Annotated in this window: 17 protein-coding genes; 7 read left to right on the top strand and 10 right to left on the bottom strand. The window is 64.4% G+C overall.

The window, feature by feature from the left end; genetic code table 11:
• Positions 1 to 21 precede the first annotated feature (21 nt).
• Positions 22 to 1,017 carry a DUF2865 domain-containing protein gene (locus AmiPiv_RS18945; protein WP_340039048.1) on the top strand — a complete coding sequence of 332 codons (996 nt, stop codon included), beginning with the start codon at positions 22 to 24 and terminating at the stop codon, positions 1,015 to 1,017.
• Here the strand turns inward: AmiPiv_RS18945 and gltX are convergent.
• Positions 935 to 2,308, bottom strand: a complete 1,374-nt coding sequence (gene gltX, locus AmiPiv_RS18940) for a glutamate--tRNA ligase (RefSeq protein WP_340039047.1) — start codon at positions 2,306 to 2,308, stop codon at positions 935 to 937. The two genes, AmiPiv_RS18945 and gltX, sit on opposite strands and share 83 nt — an antisense overlap.
• Positions 2,309 to 2,469: 161 nt before the next feature.
• Positions 2,470 to 4,272, bottom strand: a complete 1,803-nt coding sequence (locus AmiPiv_RS18935; protein WP_340039046.1) for an ABC transporter ATP-binding protein — start codon at positions 4,270 to 4,272, stop codon at positions 2,470 to 2,472.
• A 341-nt stretch (positions 4,273 to 4,613) separates the two neighbouring features.
• On the opposite strand from AmiPiv_RS18935, the gene AmiPiv_RS18930 reads away from it, so the two are divergent.
• Genes AmiPiv_RS18930 through AmiPiv_RS18920 form a run of 3 tightly spaced genes read left to right on the top strand, consistent with a single transcriptional unit; the run spans position 4,614 to position 5,962 of the window.
• Positions 4,614 to 4,928, top strand: coding sequence for an ArsR/SmtB family transcription factor (locus AmiPiv_RS18930; RefSeq protein WP_340039045.1), 315 nt, complete (start codon positions 4,614 to 4,616; stop codon positions 4,926 to 4,928).
• Positions 4,925 to 5,305 (top strand): SRPBCC family protein, encoded by a 381-nt coding sequence (locus AmiPiv_RS18925; protein WP_340039044.1) that lies wholly within the window; start codon positions 4,925 to 4,927, stop codon positions 5,303 to 5,305. The genes AmiPiv_RS18930 and AmiPiv_RS18925 overlap by 4 nt, the downstream gene beginning before the upstream one ends.
• A 36-nt stretch (positions 5,306 to 5,341) precedes the next feature.
• A complete protein-coding gene (locus AmiPiv_RS18920; RefSeq protein WP_340039043.1) occupies positions 5,342 to 5,962 on the top strand; it encodes an ATP-dependent Clp protease proteolytic subunit in 621 nt (206 codons plus the stop codon).
• Positions 5,963 to 5,968: 6 nt separating this feature from the next.
• Here the strand turns inward: AmiPiv_RS18920 and AmiPiv_RS18915 are convergent, their stop codons facing one another.
• The 4 genes from AmiPiv_RS18915 to AmiPiv_RS18900 form a co-directional block, all read right to left on the bottom strand.
• Complete coding sequence (locus AmiPiv_RS18915; protein WP_340039042.1) at positions 5,969 to 7,204, bottom strand: MFS transporter; 1,236 nt, start codon at positions 7,202 to 7,204, stop codon at positions 5,969 to 5,971.
• A 1-nt stretch (position 7,205) separates the two neighbouring features.
• Entirely contained in the window at positions 7,206 to 7,454 is a 249-nt protein-coding gene (locus tag AmiPiv_RS18910) for a GNAT family N-acetyltransferase (protein ID WP_340039041.1), read from the bottom strand.
• Positions 7,455 to 7,663: 209 nt separating this feature from the next.
• A complete protein-coding gene (locus AmiPiv_RS18905; protein ID WP_340039040.1) occupies positions 7,664 to 9,343 on the bottom strand; it encodes an NAD+ synthase in 1,680 nt (559 codons plus the stop codon).
• A 53-nt stretch (positions 9,344 to 9,396) separates the two neighbouring features.
• Positions 9,397 to 10,110, bottom strand: a complete 714-nt coding sequence (locus tag AmiPiv_RS18900; RefSeq protein WP_340039039.1) for a DNA-3-methyladenine glycosylase I — start codon at positions 10,108 to 10,110, stop codon at positions 9,397 to 9,399.
• A gap of 95 nt (positions 10,111 to 10,205) precedes the next feature.
• On the opposite strand from AmiPiv_RS18900, the gene AmiPiv_RS18895 reads away from it, so the two are divergent.
• Together AmiPiv_RS18895 and AmiPiv_RS18890 are read left to right on the top strand one after the other, a co-directional pair.
• Positions 10,206 to 10,427, top strand: coding sequence for a hypothetical protein (locus tag AmiPiv_RS18895; RefSeq protein ID WP_340039038.1), 222 nt, complete (start codon positions 10,206 to 10,208; stop codon positions 10,425 to 10,427).
• A complete protein-coding gene (locus AmiPiv_RS18890; protein WP_340039037.1) occupies positions 10,424 to 11,005 on the top strand; it encodes a DedA family protein in 582 nt (193 codons plus the stop codon). The genes AmiPiv_RS18895 and AmiPiv_RS18890 overlap by 4 nt, the downstream gene beginning before the upstream one ends.
• A 3-nt stretch (positions 11,006 to 11,008) precedes the next feature.
• Here AmiPiv_RS18890 and AmiPiv_RS18885 read toward each other — a convergent pair whose 3' ends face one another.
• From AmiPiv_RS18885 to AmiPiv_RS18870, 4 genes are all read right to left on the bottom strand, one after another.
• Positions 11,009 to 11,599 (bottom strand): hemerythrin domain-containing protein, encoded by a 591-nt coding sequence (locus tag AmiPiv_RS18885; protein ID WP_340039036.1) that lies wholly within the window; start codon positions 11,597 to 11,599, stop codon positions 11,009 to 11,011.
• Positions 11,600 to 11,639: 40 nt separating this feature from the next.
• On the bottom strand, positions 11,640 to 11,999 hold the full coding sequence (locus tag AmiPiv_RS18880; RefSeq protein WP_340039035.1) for a diacylglycerol kinase: 360 nt from the start codon (positions 11,997 to 11,999) through the stop codon (positions 11,640 to 11,642).
• A gap of 49 nt (positions 12,000 to 12,048) precedes the next feature.
• Positions 12,049 to 12,846, bottom strand: a complete 798-nt coding sequence (locus tag AmiPiv_RS18875; protein ID WP_340039034.1) for a DODA-type extradiol aromatic ring-opening family dioxygenase — start codon at positions 12,844 to 12,846, stop codon at positions 12,049 to 12,051.
• A 105-nt stretch (positions 12,847 to 12,951) separates the two neighbouring features.
• Complete coding sequence (locus AmiPiv_RS18870) at positions 12,952 to 13,371, bottom strand: GFA family protein (protein WP_340039033.1); 420 nt, start codon at positions 13,369 to 13,371, stop codon at positions 12,952 to 12,954.
• A gap of 329 nt (positions 13,372 to 13,700) precedes the next feature.
• Here AmiPiv_RS18870 and AmiPiv_RS18865 point away from each other — a divergent pair, with 329 nt between their 5' ends.
• On the top strand, positions 13,701 to 14,765 hold the full coding sequence (locus AmiPiv_RS18865) for a GGDEF domain-containing protein (RefSeq protein WP_340039032.1): 1,065 nt from the start codon (positions 13,701 to 13,703) through the stop codon (positions 14,763 to 14,765).
• Positions 14,766 to 14,803: the final 38 nt, after the last annotated feature.

Genomic DNA, 14,803 nt, shown 5'->3' with positions numbered 1-14,803 from the left:
GCATTGGCGGCCTTCGCCGGCATGACAATGGCCCTTCTGGCGGCCGACGCCGCGGCTGCGGCGTCGCGTCTTTGCCGACAGTTGCAGGCGGAGTTGGCACGGCTGTCGGAGCAAGGTTCGCCGGAAGCGTTGCGATACCAGGAAGCGGCGGAAATCCAACGCAGCGAGATCGACGTGGCGCGCGGCGAGGCCGCAGATTTCGGCTGCGACAGGGCGATCGCCGGCGAGATGATCGCCGAATGCGTCGGCCTGAACGCCAAGATCGACGAGATGGCCCGCAATCTGGAAGACCTGGAGAACAGGCTGGCCGGGCTTTCCGAGACGCGCGAGCGGGCCAGGCTGCTGGACGCGCTCGCCGCCAGTGGCTGCCCCCGGCAGGAACCGGAGGCTGAGGCAGGTGCGGCCGACCAGGACCTGTTCGAGGAGGTTCTGGGCGGCACGATCATCCGCGGCGGGGCAAGCCAGGACGCGACGGACGACGGCCGCTATCCCAAGCGCATCGTCATCGGCAAGGGCGAAGGATCGGGCAGCGGCGAATTCCGCACACTCTGCGTCCGAACCTGCGACGGCTATTTTTTCCCGATGTCGAGCGGCGCTGCGCTTTCCGACTTCGAGCGCGACCAGAAGAACTGCGAGGCGGCTTGTCCGGGTACTGACGTCGAGCTGTTCTACCACCACGCCGACGGCGAACCACAGGAAGACATGGTATCGGCGCGGACGGCCGAACCTTATCGCGACCTGCCGTCGGCCTACAGGTACAAGCGGGCAAACCTGCCGCGCACGCCCGGTTGCGGCTGCAACGCCAGGCAGGACAGTGGCTTCTCGATCCTCGCGGGCGAAGGCCGGCCGATCCCGCAATCGAACAAGGAGCCAGCCGACGCAGAAAAGCCGATGCCGGCGACGCCGGCAGCCAGGCCCGATCCGAACCGCAAGGTCAGGGTCGTCGGGCCAAAGTTCCTTCCCGACCCACAAGGGGCAACAGATCTGCGAGTTCCGGGCCCGACTCCAGCCCGGTGAGCGCCAGCCGCAGCGGCATGAACAGGGCCTTGCCCTTGCGGCCGGTCGCCTTTCTCACCTTGGCGGTCCAGTCCTTCCAGACATCGCCGTCCCATGGCTCCTCGGGCAGCAGATCGAACGCCTGGCCAACGAATTCGCGGTCTTCCTCGGGCAGTTCCGCCGCCTGCTGCGGCCCCTCGCGGAGGATGCGCCACCATGCGCCCGCGTCGGTGAGCCTGTCGAGATTGCCGCGCACGGCCATCCAGAACGTCTCCGCATGCTCGCCGCTGATGCCAAGCAGCATCAGCCGGTCGCGCACCTCGGCGAACGGCATGTGATGCAGCAGCGACCGGTTGAGCACGACGAGTTCGTCGGGGTCGAACTTGGCGGCGGACTTGGAGGTCGATGCCGGATCGAACTTATCGGCGAGTTCCGAAAGGTTGGTGGCTGCCGCCACGTTTTCGGAGGTGCCCACCAGCACCGCGAGCGACGCCACAGACATCGGCTCGATGCCACCGTCGCGCAGGCTCTCGATCGACAGCGCGCCGGTGCGTTTGGACAGCCCCTCGCCCGACGCGGTCGTCAGCAGGTTGTGATGCCCGAAGACCGGGGGCTCGGCGCCGAGCGCCTTGAACAGCGCGATCTGGACGCCCGTGTTGGTGACGTGGTCGTCGCCCCGAATGATGTGCGTGACGCCCATCTCGATGTCGTCCACCACCGAGGGCAGCGTGTAGAGGTAGGTGCCGTCCTCGCGCACCAGCACGGGATCCGACAGCGACGCCAGGTCGACCGTCTCCTCGCCGCGCACGAGGTCATTCCAATGGACTTCCGTCCGCTCGGTCTCGAACGGATCCGAGACGAAGTTGGGCAGCAGGAAGCGCCAATGCGGCCTGCGGCCATCCTGCTCCAGCGCGGCGCGCTCGTCCTCGGTCAGTTTCAGCGCCTCGCGCCCGTAGACGGGCGGCAGGCCGCGCGTGCGCCGCACCTTGCGGCGCAGGTCGAGTTCCTCCGCCGTCTCGTAGCAGGGATAGAGCAACCCTACGGCTTTCAGCTTCTCGACGGCCGCATCGTAGCTCGCAAAGCGGCGCGACTGGTACTCGGTCTGGTCGGGGAAGATGCCGAGCCAGTGCAGGTCGTAGAGGATCGAGTCGGCGAACTCCTGGCGGGAGCGCTCCGTGTCGGTGTCGTCGAAGCGCTGGATGAAGCGGCCACGATTCCTGAGGGCGAACAGCCAGTTGAAAAGGGCCGTGCGCGCATTGCCGATATGGATGCGGCCGGTGGGCGAAGGAGCAAAGCGAACGGTGACTGTCATGTTCGGGGCGTAGCGGATGGCTCTCACGTTGACAAGGCAGCGCCCCCGCCGCTTGCGTTCAGAGATAAAGCAAGGCCTTACCGAATGGAAGCTGACCAAAGGGGCTAAATATAACCGGCGAAACAACAAATGGGCCGCGATCGCTCGCGGCCCACGAAGTTTCAGACAAGGCCCTTGGTGAGTTCCAGTGCCTGGCGCTCGAACAGGCGACGATAGATGCCGCCGTCGAGGCGGACGAGCGCCTCGTGCCGGCCTTCTTCCACGATCTTGCCGCGGTCGAAGACGAGCAGCCGGTCGAGCGCCCTGACGGTCGACAGCCGGTGGGCGATGATCAGCGTCGTGCGCCCCACCATCAGCCGCTCCATCGCCTCCTGGATCAGCACCTCCGATTCCGAATCGAGGCTCGAGGTCGCCTCGTCCAGGATCAGGATCGGCGCATCGGCCAGGAAAGCGCGTGCGATCGCCACGCGCTGACGTTCGCCGCCCGACAGCTTGACGCCGCGTTCGCCCACCAGCGTGCCATAGCCCTTGGGCAGCCGCTGGATGAAGTCGTGCGCACTGGCAAGCTTCGCCGCGTGCTCGATTTGAGCCTGGGTCGCGCCGGGCCGGCCATAGGCGATGTTCTCGGCCAGCGAGCGATGGAACAGGATCGGCTCCTGCTGCACGATCGCGATCTGCGACCGCAGCGATGACTGCGTCGCCTTGGCGGTGTCCTGGCCGTCGATCAGGATCTGGCCGTCACCGACGTCGTAGAGACGCTGGATCAGCTTGACGAAGGTCGTCTTGCCCGAGCCCGAGTGCCCCACCAAACCGACGCGCTCGCCCGGCCGGATCTTGACCGAGAAGTCGCGGTACAGCGGCTGCGCATGCGTCCCGTAGTGGAAGGTCACATGGTTGAACTCGATGCCGCCGTCGCGGATGTGGATCGGCTTGGCCTTCGGCAGGTCGGCGACGCCGAGCGGCTGGCCCTGGATGTCGACCAATTCCTCCATGTCGTTGACCGAACGCTGAAGGTTGCGGATGTGCATGCCGACATCGCGCAAGTAGCCCTGCAGCAGGAAGAACGAGGTCAGCACGAAGGCGAGATCCCCGGCGCTCGCCTGTCCGCTCGACCAGAGATAGAGCGCAAAGCCGATGATCGCGGCGCGAAGCACCGCCAGGGTGAAGTTCTGTGCCGTTCCGTTGAACGTGCCACGCATCCAGGTGCGGGCCGTCCGGTGCCGCCACTTGCCGACCACTCTGGCGAGCCGTGCCTCCTCGCGCTCTTCGGCGCCGAATGCCTTGACCACCGAGTTGCAGCTGACGGCATCCGCCAGCGAGCCGCCGAGCCGCGTGTCCCAGCTGTTGGCGAGGCTTGCAGCCGGCGCGACGAAGCCGAGCGACATCATCACCGTCTGGCCGATGAACAGCAGCGAGCCGACGGCGATGATGAACCCCATCATCGGCCAGTGCCATCCGAGCAGGACGGTCGAGCCGACCAGCATGACCACCGACGGCAGCAATGCCACCAGCAGCGTGTCGTTGAGCAGGTCGAGCGCCCACATGCCGCGCGTGACCTTGCGCACCGTCGAACCGGCGAAGCTGTTGGCATGCCAGTCGGTGGAAAAGCGCTGAACGCGGTGGAACGCATCGGACGCGATGTCCGACATCATCTTCAATGTGAGCTCTATGATGCAGCCGAAGGCGACGTGGCGGAACACCAGCGAGCCGCCGGCCAGCGCCAGAAGCGTGAAGAACGCAGCCATCGCGGCGTTCCAGGCGACCGCATCGCTGGCCGCGCCGCTGGCGACGGCATCAATCAGACGTCCCGAATAGAGCGGGGTCAGCACGTCGGCCATGGTCGAGACCAGCACAGCGGCCGAAATGATGGCGAGCCGCACCGGCTGGCGTTGCCAGTGCCGGAAGGTGAATCCGAGAACGCTGCGGAACGCCCCGCCGCGCAGGTCGATACAAAAACGAGTCATGATGTCATTGAGGCGTCGGAACCGACGCCATCCTCGAAGAAAGAATGTCCAAAGGCGCGACGAATAATTCTTGCGGAACCAGGAAGTCGCGATACGGCAGCGTCAGGAAAGGGAGACGCCGGAGGCGGTATGCCGGGTCAATGACCCAGGATCATACCTCGGGAGGACATGTCATATGCTGGCATCAAGACCTCCCTGTTAGTGGCCGCGAAAGATTTGCTTATAACCGAGCATTTCTTCTCCGCCAACCCCCGCGCTGGACCGAAGCAGGTTGTGCCAGAAACGCGGCTTTCCCGGCAGCCGGCTTGCACATCAGATAAGTGTATGCTTATCTCAATCGCATGAACGAATCCGATGTCTTCCGTGCCCTCTCGGACCCGACGCGCCGCGCCGTCCTCGACCGGCTGCTGGCCGGCGAGAAGAACGCGACCGAGCTGCGCGAAGGGCTCGAAATCTCCCAGCCGGCCGTCTCGCAGCACATCGCGGTGCTGCGCGGCGCCGGGCTGATCAGCGAAGAACGGGCGGGCCGACACGTGAACTACAGCGTCAACCCGGACGGGCTGAAACCGCTGTTCGACTGGCTCACCCGCTACCGCGCCTTCTGGCCGGATCGCGTCGAAAGGCTGAAGGCCCTGCTCAAGGAGATGGACCAATGACGGATAGTCTCGAAGCCGACGAGAAGAGCGACGCGATCGTGGTCGAATGCGAACTCGAGGCGGAACCCGAAAAGGTCTGGCGCGCGCTGACCGTGCCGGAACTGGTGTCGGCCTGGCTCGACGTGCCTGCGGCTGGCGATGCGGCCGCGAACGGCCCGACATACCGCATCGTCGAGGCCCTGCCCTTCTCGCGCGTCCGCTACGCCTGGAACGACGCCGCGGCGAACGCGCCTGAAACCTTCGTGACCTTCGATCTCGAAGCGCAGCCGGGCGGCGGGACATGGTTCCGCCTGACCCACAGCGGCGAAATCGGCCGAAGGACAGCGGTTGCCGCGGCCAATTCGAACAGCCCGCCGGTCATGGCGCGCGCCGCCTAACTCAAGCAAATCGCAACTATGGAAAGGAACTCGCGCATGCGCGACACGATGCAGCTCGTCCCTATCGTCGTTGAGCAATCGCCCCGCGGCGAACGTTCGTTCGACATCTTTTCACGTCTACTGCGCGAACGGATCGTCTTCCTCAACGGCGAGGTCAACGACCAGTCCGCTTCGCTGATCTGCGCGCAGTTGCTGTTTCTTGAATCGGAAAACCCGAACCGGGAGATCTCGTTCTACATCAACTCGCCCGGCGGCGTGGTCACCAGCGGCTTCGCCATCTACGACACCATGCGCTTCATCCGCTGCCCGGTGTCGACGCTGTGCATGGGCACGGCCGGCTCGATGGGCTCTTTCCTTCTGGCAGCTGGCGAGCCGGGCCGGCGCATCGCCCTGCCCAATTCGAGCGTGATCCTGCACCAGCCCTCGGGCGGTTTCCGCGGCCAGGCCTCCGACATCGAACGACACGCCGAGGACATCCTCAAGCTGAAGCGCCGGATGACACGCCTCTATGCCGAGCATTGCGGCCGCAGCGAGGAGGAAGTGGCGCGCGTGCTCGACCGCGACTTCTTCTTCACCGCGGAGGAAGCACGCGACTGGGGCATCGTCGACCACGTCTACGACAGGCGCGAAATCGTCGAGGGACTTCCGGCCAAGTAGCCCGCCTCAGGTGGTGGCCGGTTGCGGCGTCGGCTGGTTTCGGGCGCGTACTCGCCTGGAAGCCCCTTGGAGCAGCAGCGACACGGCAAAGCAGTAGGCGCCCATGGCGAGAATCTGGCTTGGAAAACCGATGCCACCGTCGATCAGATAGCCGGTGAGGCCCGGCCCGATCGCCGAAGCGAAGACACCGGCCGATACGATCAGCGCCCGGATCGAACCGAGGTGCTTCAGCCCGTAGACCTCGGGCCAGACGGCGCCGAACAGCGTCGTGGACAGGCCGTTGGACACGCCCAGCAGCGCCATGAAGCCGAAGGCGCTCCACTGCGCTTCGACGCTGCCGAGAAGCAGGCAGGCAAAGCCGAGCGGCACCAGCACGACCGGCAGCAGCGCCACGCCGGAATACCTGTCGATCAATTGCCCGACCGCGAGCGTGAAGGCGCTGTTGATCACCGCCGCCACGGCGAAGGAGGATGCGAACACGCCGAGCGACCAGCCACGCGTTTCCACCAGATGGACCTGGTGGAAGAACACCGACGTGACGATGAAGGCGGGCGCCATCACCCCGAGTATGAGCAGGTGGAAGACAGGATCACGGAGCACCTCGGCGCGGGTCCAGTCGCGGGCATCGACGATGCGCGGCGACGGATCGGAGGCGCGCGGATGCCTGTCGACGGCAACGAGCGCGGCGATGGCGGGCAGCGCCACGAACAGCAGCGCGAAGGCCGCGATCAGCCAGGCCTGGCGCCAGCCGAGCGCACCGGCGACCGCGACGAAGGCGACCGGCAGCACCGCATCGCCGGCGTTGTGCCCGAGAATGATCGTGGACAGCGCCCGCCCCCGCTGCGCCGAGAACCAGCGCGCGGCGGCCGTATAGGCAGCGTGAACCATCATGCCCTGCCCGAATAGCCTAAGCAGGTAGATGCTGACGAAAAGCAGCGCGAGATGGTGCGAAAACGCCATCCCCATCGCGGCAACGACAAGCATCGGCACGACGAAGAGGCTGACCTTGCGCGCACTGTGGCGATCGACGAGCTGGCCCAGTTGCGGCAGCGTGAACGCGCTCGCCAGCGTAGCGGCCATGTAGAGCGTGCCGAAGGAGCCGTGCGACAGCCCATATTCGGCACGGATGTGGCCCGCCGACAGCGAGATGAAGGACGTCTGGCCGAAGGTTGAGAAGCCCGTCAGCAGAAGTCCGCCTGCGAGCCAGCGCGCGTTGTCGCGCACGAAGATCGGGTAAGACATGCTATCCCGCCGGCAAGCGCTTACGGGAAAGCCGCATGTACAGGCCGTCCGTGGCCGTCACGAAGCCGAACTTCTCATAGAGGCTGTGTGCGTCGGCCGTTCGCAGCGACAAACCGGTCACGCTGGCAAGCTCGGGATGGTCGAGCAGCGCCTGGATCAGCTTCTTGCCGATGCCGTGGCCGCGTCGCTCCGGCCAGACGATGACGTCGGCGACATAGGCGAAACAGGCGTAGTCGGTGTACGCGGGCAAAGCCCACCTGGTCGCCGTCGAGATAGGCGCCGACGCATAGGGAATTGGCGAAGGCGCGGCGATGGATGTCGTCGCTGCGGTCGTCGCCCCAATAGCTCGCCTTGATGACCTCGGACGTCTTGTCGAAGTCGATCCGAGACACGTCGAAGCTGATCTCGACCTCGGCCATTGGCTTCTCCGATCGACAGATTTCATTTCGATTCAGGGATTTAATCCCGATCCCTGAATCTGTTCGTGATCGGGTATCGGCGATCGCGGCCAAAATTCTTCTTGGTGATCTTCACGCCCGGCGCTGCCTGCCGCCGCTTGTACTCGGCGATGTAGAGCAGGTGCTCGACCTTGTGCACGATCTCCCGGTCATGGCCGCGCGCGACGATCTCGTCGACGCCCAACTCGTTCTCGACCAGGCATTCGAGGATGTCGTCGAGCACCGGATAGGGCGGCAGCGAATCCTGGTCGGTCTGGTTGGGCCGAAGCTCCGCCGAAGGCGCCTTGTCGATGATGTTCTGCGGAATGACGATGCCGGAGGGGCCGAGCGCGCCCGGCGGCACATGCGTGTTGCGCCAGCGCGACAAGGCATAGACCTGCATCTTGTAGAGGTCCTTGATCGGGTTGAAGCCGCCGTTCATGTCGCCGTAGAGCGTGGCATAGCCGACCGACATCTCGCTCTTGTTGCCGGTGGTCACCACCATCGAGCCGAACTTGTTGGACACCGCCATCAGGATCGTGCCGCGGGCGCGGCTCTGCAGGTTCTCCTCGGTGATGCCCTCCTTGGTGCCCTCGAACAGTTGCGTCAGGGCATGCGAGAAGCCGTCGACCGGCTCGTGGATCGGCACGATGTCGTAGCGGCAGCCGAGCGCGCGGGCGCAATCCTCGGCGTCCTTCAGCGAGTCGGCGGAGGTGTAGCGATAGGGCATCATGATCGCCCTGAGGCGTTCCTCGCCCAGCGCGTCGACGGCGAGCGCGGCGCAGATCGCCGAATCGATGCCGCCGGAAAGGCCGAGCACGACATTCTTGAAGCCGTTCTTGTTGACGTAGTCACGCAGGCCGAGCAGGCAGGCGCGGTAGTCGGCCTCCTCCCGCTCGGGGATCTTGGACATCGGGCCTTCGACACAGGCCCAGCCCTCTTCGCCGCGCTTCCACGTCGTAATCGCCACCGTTTCCTCGAACTGGCTCATCTGGAAGGCCAGCGAGTGGTCGGCGTTGATGGCAAAGGAGGCGCCGTCGAAGACGAGTTCGTCCTGGCCGCCGAGTTGGTTGGCGTAGAGCAGCGGCAGGCCGCTCTCGATCACCTGGCGGATCGCCACCTGGTGGCGCACGTCCATCTTGGCGCGGTAGTAGGGCGAGCCGTTGGGCACCAGCAGGATTTCGGCGCCGCTCTCGGCCAGCGTCTCGCAGACGCCGAGGTCGCCCCAGATGTCCTCGCAGATCGGGATGCCGAGCCGTACGCCACGGAAATTGATCGGCCCGGGCATGTCGGGGCCGGCCTGGAAGACACGCTTCTCGTCGAACTCGCCATAGTTGGGCAGGTCCACCTTGAAGCGTTCGGCGATGACCTTGCCGCCGTCGGCGACGATGATCGAATTGTGCAGGCCGCTCTTGCGCTTAAGCGGCACGCCGATGATGACGCCAGGCCCGCCATCGCCGGTCTCGGCGGCGAACTCCTCGACCGCGCGCTCGCAGGCCGCGACGAAAGCCGGCTTCAGCACCAGGTCCTCAGGCGGATAGCCGGCGATGAACAACTCGGTGAACAGCACGAGGTCTGCGCCCTGGCGTGCGGCGTCGGCGCGTGCCTCGCGCGCCTTGGCGAGGTTGCCCTTGACGTCACCCACAGTGGGGTTGAGCTGGGCGACTGCGATGCGCAGGATGTCGGGAGATCTTTTCGTCATGTCAGCGATTTAGCCTGCGTTGTGAAGTCGGGCAATGCAGTTCGATTGGGCCATCACTCGCCCATGTAGCTGAGCAGTTCCTCGGCCGGGCGGTTGACGCCGATCGACATCGACAGGATGCGCGAAATGTGCGCCCGCGGCAGCTTGGTCGCGTCCGCCCACTCGTTGATCTGCATCTGGATCCTTGCAAGGTCCTTCTTCGAAGTTGCGGCCTCGCCGATGTCGAGGCCGGCATCGCGCAAGGCGAGGATCATGTCCTGCGACAGAATGAAGGTGTCCCAGCCGAGCCAGCGCAGCAGATATTGCCCGGTGTTGCCGCCGAGCCGGCTGCCATGCTTGCCGAGATACGCGGTCAGCCCGACCTGATCGTCCGCCGGCCATTCCGCCAGGAATTTGCCGAAGCTGCCATGCTCCTTCGACACGCGCTCCACGAAGGCGGCGTTGTCACGCACCGACCTGATCTTCTGCGGGTTGCGCACGATGCGCTTGTCCGAGGCGAGCTCGTGCCAGAAGTCGTCGGGTTGGAACAAAAGCCGCTTCGGCTCGAAATGAAGGAACGCCTCTTCGAAACCCGGCCACTTCTGCTCGATGACGCGCCAGACGAATCCGGCGGCGAAGACGCGTTCCGCCATGGTGGAGAGGATGCGGTCGTCCGGGACCTTGGCAAGCGCTGCATTGTCGGGCACCGGCCCAAGCAGCGACCGAAGCACGGCTTCGCCGCCCTTGCGCTCTGCCGCCCTCGCCCTGATCTTACCAAAATCCGGCATATGCCCTCCTGTTGCCGCCGCCGTGGCAAAGCCTTGCACTATCTTCGTATAAGGAACTTGCGCTGCCAAGACAGCGGCCCATTTCGGAGCAGGACATGAACAAGACCGTCGCAGAACTGGGCGGCCGCTGGATGACCCGCAAGGCCGACGCCCTGAGCGAACTCGAGCACAAGGTGCTGCAGAGTGCAATCGACCGGAAGCCCGTCGCCCGGAACGTCAACGACAGCATCGCGAACTGCAAGGACATCAATGCGCTTGCCGAGCGGATGACACAGGTTACCGATACAGGCGCCACCGGCCGCGCCTCCGCCAGATGACCGACACGATCCACTATCTCGTCGAACGCTACGGCCTGCTGGCCGTGTTCATCGGCTGCATGGCCGAAGGCGAGAGCGTGGCCATTCTCGGCGGCTTCTTCGCCCACCAGCAGGTTTTCGCGGCATGGCAGGCGTTTGCGGCGGCTTTCCTGGGCGCCTTCTCTGGCGACACGCTGTTCTTCGTTCTTGGACGACGCTTTTCCGGTAACAAATGGGTGCGGCTGATGCGTCGGAGACCTGGCTTCAGCCACGCCTACAAGATGGTGCAGGCGCACCCGAAACTTTTCGTGCTCGGCAACCGCTACATCTACGGCATGCGGCTTGCGGGCGGCATCGCGGCGGGCCTGTCGAACATACCCGTGGCTCTCTTCCTGGGGCTCAATGCGCTGTCGGCGCTCGTCTGGGCCGGCATTTTCGTAAGCCTCGGCTACATCTTCGGCGTCGGCGCTGAGCAGATACTGGGCGAGGCGCTTAAGGCGCACCAGCGCCTGTTCATCGGGCTCGGGATCGGCCTGGTGGTCGCGACCGGCGCATGGCTGCTTGCCCGCCACGTCGCCAAGAAAGAGCCGCGAGAGTAACTGTCAGCCGATACCCAGGTCCCGCTCGCCGCGATCGAGGATCAGCGGGATGATCAGATCCTCCTCGTCGGCGAGGTGCCTGCTCAGCATGGCGATCAGCCGCGCATTCTCGTCGGCATAGGTATCTGCCGCGAAGCGCTGCCTGTCGGCATCCTCGGCGAGTGCGCCGATGAAGGCGTTTGCAGCCTCCGCATTGCGCTGCAGGGCCTCGTGGATGAGGTGATGGTCGGCATCGAGGATTTCGAACCCGCGCTTGAGACGCTTCTCCGCATCGGCAAAGACCGGGAAATAATGCTGGTCCTCGACATTATGGTGGCCGTCGAGGTTGCCGAGGAAGAAGTTGAGGCGAGGCGCGAACCAGCGGGCGAAGCCCTGCGCATCCAGCCGCGCCTCGCGGTAGTCGCCGATGCCTTCGGTCAGCATGCCGCCGAGTTCGCGGAACATGTCGTGCCGCTTGAGCCACATCGACGCCATGCCGTGGACGTTGTCGTGGCCAAGCCAGTCCTCGCGCGGGTACTTTTCGACGAGCCAGCGCAGGTCGGCCGGCAACCCACTGCGGGTTTCAAGGTAATAAGGGTGGGCCTTGTCAGCCATGTCGGTCTCCTTTGGTAACCGACATATAGGTACGCTTCCTTCAGATCGGGAGACCGAAGAAGCGCTCGGCAATCGCGAAGCCCCAGACGCCGAGAACAATGACGATCGAGATCAGCACGGCGAGCGAGCCGCAATCCTTGGCAAGCTGGATGTCGATGTTGAATTCGCGGCTGACCGCGTCGCAGGCGGCCTCGATGCCGGTGTTGAGCACTTCCACGGTGATCAGGAATAGGATGGCGCCGATGAGCAAAGCGTAGCCGCTCCAGCTTTCGGCGACGAACCAGCCGATGGGGAGTGCCGCGACCAGCAGCATGACTTCCTGCTGGAATGCCGCCTCGGTGCGGATCAGCCTGGAGAAGGCGCGCACCGAGTTCTGGAAAGCCTTGACCAGCCGCTCCATGAAAATCCCCTTGAGTTCGATCGAGGGGCATCATGTAGCGGCTCGGCGGTCAATCGAACAGATAGGAATCGTTGGCGAAGAACCCGTAGTCGACTGAATTGTGGACGCGCCGGCCCCTCGCGCCCTCGCCGGCAGCGCCATAGGCGAAGAAGATCGGCATCAGATGCTCGTCGGTCGGGTGGTTCTCCGACGGGTAAGGCGCCCTCTCCTTCCAGTGCAGCAGCGCGTCGGCGTCGCCGGCGGCGAGCTTTTCCTCGAACCACTCCGTGAAGGCGCGCACCTTGCCTGCGAGCACGGGATCCAGTTCGGCGCCGCGCCTCACGGTCGTGAAGTAGGCCCGCAGATTGTGCGTGATATGGCCCGAGCCGATCAAAAGGATGCCTTCGTCGCGCAACGGCGCCAGCGCCTTGCCGATGGCGTAGTGCCAGGCTGCATCGCGGCCGGGGTCGATCGACACCTGCACGATCGGGATGCCGGCGTCCGGAAACGCCAGCTTGAGCGGCGTCCAGGTTCCGTGATCGTAGCCGCGCTTTTCATAGGTGTGCGGATTGAGCCCGGCTGCCTCGAGCATGGCGAAAACCCTGTCCGCCAGGGCCGGCTCGCCCTTGGCCGGGTAGACCATCTTGTAGAGCTCGGGTGCGAAGCCACCGAAATCGTAGATCATGCCGGGCTTAGGGTCGGTGACGACCGCGACGCCGTCGGTCTCGAAGTGAGCCGAGACGATGACGATCGCCTTCGGCCTGGGCATCAGTTCCGACACGGTTTCGAGATAGTGTCGCGCCGGCGTGTCGGCGATCACGATGTCGGGACCGCCATGGGAAACGAAGAGTGTGGGCAGCGAAGTCATGTTCTTTCTCCTTGCCCTGGAATATACGCCTGCGCCACTTGCCGCGGCAGTGCATCGCTTTGCGACGAAGCGTTCAACATAAATGAACGAGGCTCGGATATTCGTTCAACTTGCGAGCAAATCTGTCGAGGCAGAAGATCCCTCGAACTGCTGCAGATCGTCGTCGATGTCGTAGTAGGCGCCCTTCTCGGCCACGAAGATGTGGCACATGCCCGTCAGCGACGAAGAGTCCTCGAAGGCTCCGGCCATGATGGAGACATAGGGCTTGTCGTTCGGCTTCCAGAACATTACCGAGCCGCACCGGCTGCAGAAGCCACGGCGGGCGAGATCAGATGCGGCATACCAGGTGAGGTGCTCGGCGCCCTCGATCTCGATCCTGTCGTCGGCGACATTGGTGGCGGCATAGTAATGCCCGCTCTGCTTGCGGCACTGCGTGCAGTGGCAATAGATGACGCCTCGCAGTTCGCCATGCGCCTTGAAGCGTATGGCGCCGCAGAGACAGGCCCCCTGGTGCGATTGGCTCATCGGTCTCCTCCGTTGCTCGCCAGGCTGCAAGATAGACTGCGACCCCGCAAGATGAATGCTCGAATGCGACGTCCGATACACTGCTACATCCCCGACAGGCTTCCGTTGCGTCGGAGAATACACCCTCTGGTAGAAAAATCGGATGCACGACTGCGGAAATTAAGGAAACTTTAGCCTGCCTAAATTAAGTCGGGAAACAGGCGACGGATGCAGAGGGGACCTGCAGCGTTGCAAGCATTCACACTTTACCGCTCGCGCCCCCGAACGGTCGCCCGCCAGTACGATGCTGGCGTGCCGGCTGACGGCTGGCCAATCGAAACGGGACATAGATGCAAACCGCACAAGCCCCGACAGATCGGGGCAATGAGATTGCGAGCACCGTAGTGGCGACGATGGTCCAGATGGGCGTCATCGGCCTGCCGAGGAACTACGAGATCTTCTACGAGGCATTGACGGGCTCCAATCCGGCGCTCAGCCTGGAGGTCATCGCGCTCGGCAATCGCCCGACCCAGGAACAGCTGGACGAAATCGGCCGCAAGTTCTTTGCGCAGAACCACGAACAGGGCATCGTCGAACAGGCGCGCGAAATCATCGCCCGCGAACTGGAGGGTGTCGCGACCCTGCTGCGCAGCGAGCGCAACTACATCGAGCGCTACGGCAAGGTCCTCGACGAGACGTCGAGCGGCTTGAACAGCCGCACCGCAATGTCGCAGGAGCTGCTGCAGAAGATCGTCGGCGTCATGTCGGTCGCGACCGCTTCGACCATCGATCACGGCAAGCAGGTGGCGAGTACGCTCGGCGACAAGTCCGCCGAACTCGAGACCGTCAAGTCGAAGCTCGAGGAATACAAGAAGCTCGCCGACACCGATCCCCTCACCCATGTGTGGAACCGCCGCGCCTTCGACAGGCGGATCTCGAAAATCTACAACGACAACCGCGGTGTGCTGTTCAGCGCGCTGATCCTTGCCGACATCGACCGCTTCAAGGAGATCAACGATCGCCACGGCCATCCGGCCGGCGACCAGATCCTGCGCATCATTGCCGACATCTTCCAGAGCAGCGTGCATCAGGACATCTTCGTTGCCCGCACCGGCGGCGAAGAGTTCGCCCTCATCGTCGAGGGCACGACGGAAGAAGCAACCTTCGAGATCGCCGACCGCATCAGGATGCTGGTGGCGCAAACCTCGCTGAAGGACGTCCAGCCCGGCTGCGGCCAGGTCACCATCTCGATGGGCGTCTGCATGGCGGCCGACGCCGACAGCGCCGACGACCTCTACGCCAAGGCGGACCGGGCGCTCTACCGCTCCAAGCTGATCGGCCGCAACCGCGTCACGCGCTACTCGACCATCGCCGAGCGACAAGGCAAGAACTGGCTGCTCTACAAGAAGGACTGATCGCGTATCGCGCAAACTGCGGTCAAGGGTCTTTCCAT

Origin of the sequence: Aminobacter sp. Piv2-1 (assembly GCF_037625995.1) — a bacterium.
Lineage (GTDB): Bacteria > Pseudomonadota > Alphaproteobacteria > Rhizobiales > Rhizobiaceae > Aminobacter.
The sequence above is the reverse complement of the archived record's forward strand: the minus strand, read 5'-3'. Positions and strand labels throughout refer to the sequence as shown.

Bases quoted from the DNA above. Each gene is read 5' to 3' on its own strand.
- AmiPiv_RS18945 (WP_340039048.1), top strand. From the start codon at position 22: ATGACAATGGCCCTTCTGGCGGCCGACGCCGCGGCTGCGGCGTCGCGT.
- gltX (WP_340039047.1), bottom strand. From the start codon at position 2,308: ATGACAGTCACCGTTCGCTTTGCTCCTTCGCCCACCGGCCGCATCCAT.
- AmiPiv_RS18935 (WP_340039046.1), bottom strand. From the start codon at position 4,272: ATGACTCGTTTTTGTATCGACCTGCGCGGCGGGGCGTTCCGCAGCGTT.
- AmiPiv_RS18930 (WP_340039045.1), top strand. From the start codon at position 4,614: ATGAACGAATCCGATGTCTTCCGTGCCCTCTCGGACCCGACGCGCCGC.
- AmiPiv_RS18925 (WP_340039044.1), top strand. From the start codon at position 4,925: ATGACGGATAGTCTCGAAGCCGACGAGAAGAGCGACGCGATCGTGGTC.
- AmiPiv_RS18920 (WP_340039043.1), top strand. From the start codon at position 5,342: ATGCGCGACACGATGCAGCTCGTCCCTATCGTCGTTGAGCAATCGCCC.
- AmiPiv_RS18915 (WP_340039042.1), bottom strand. From the start codon at position 7,204: ATGTCTTACCCGATCTTCGTGCGCGACAACGCGCGCTGGCTCGCAGGC.
- AmiPiv_RS18905 (WP_340039040.1), bottom strand. From the start codon at position 9,343: ATGACGAAAAGATCTCCCGACATCCTGCGCATCGCAGTCGCCCAGCTC.
- AmiPiv_RS18900 (WP_340039039.1), bottom strand. From the start codon at position 10,110: ATGCCGGATTTTGGTAAGATCAGGGCGAGGGCGGCAGAGCGCAAGGGC.
- AmiPiv_RS18895 (WP_340039038.1), top strand. From the start codon at position 10,206: ATGAACAAGACCGTCGCAGAACTGGGCGGCCGCTGGATGACCCGCAAG.
- AmiPiv_RS18890 (WP_340039037.1), top strand. From the start codon at position 10,424: ATGACCGACACGATCCACTATCTCGTCGAACGCTACGGCCTGCTGGCC.
- AmiPiv_RS18885 (WP_340039036.1), bottom strand. From the start codon at position 11,599: ATGGCTGACAAGGCCCACCCTTATTACCTTGAAACCCGCAGTGGGTTG.
- AmiPiv_RS18880 (WP_340039035.1), bottom strand. From the start codon at position 11,999: ATGGAGCGGCTGGTCAAGGCTTTCCAGAACTCGGTGCGCGCCTTCTCC.
- AmiPiv_RS18875 (WP_340039034.1), bottom strand. From the start codon at position 12,846: ATGACTTCGCTGCCCACACTCTTCGTTTCCCATGGCGGTCCCGACATC.
- AmiPiv_RS18870 (WP_340039033.1), bottom strand. From the start codon at position 13,371: ATGAGCCAATCGCACCAGGGGGCCTGTCTCTGCGGCGCCATACGCTTC.
- AmiPiv_RS18865 (WP_340039032.1), top strand. From the start codon at position 13,701: ATGCAAACCGCACAAGCCCCGACAGATCGGGGCAATGAGATTGCGAGC.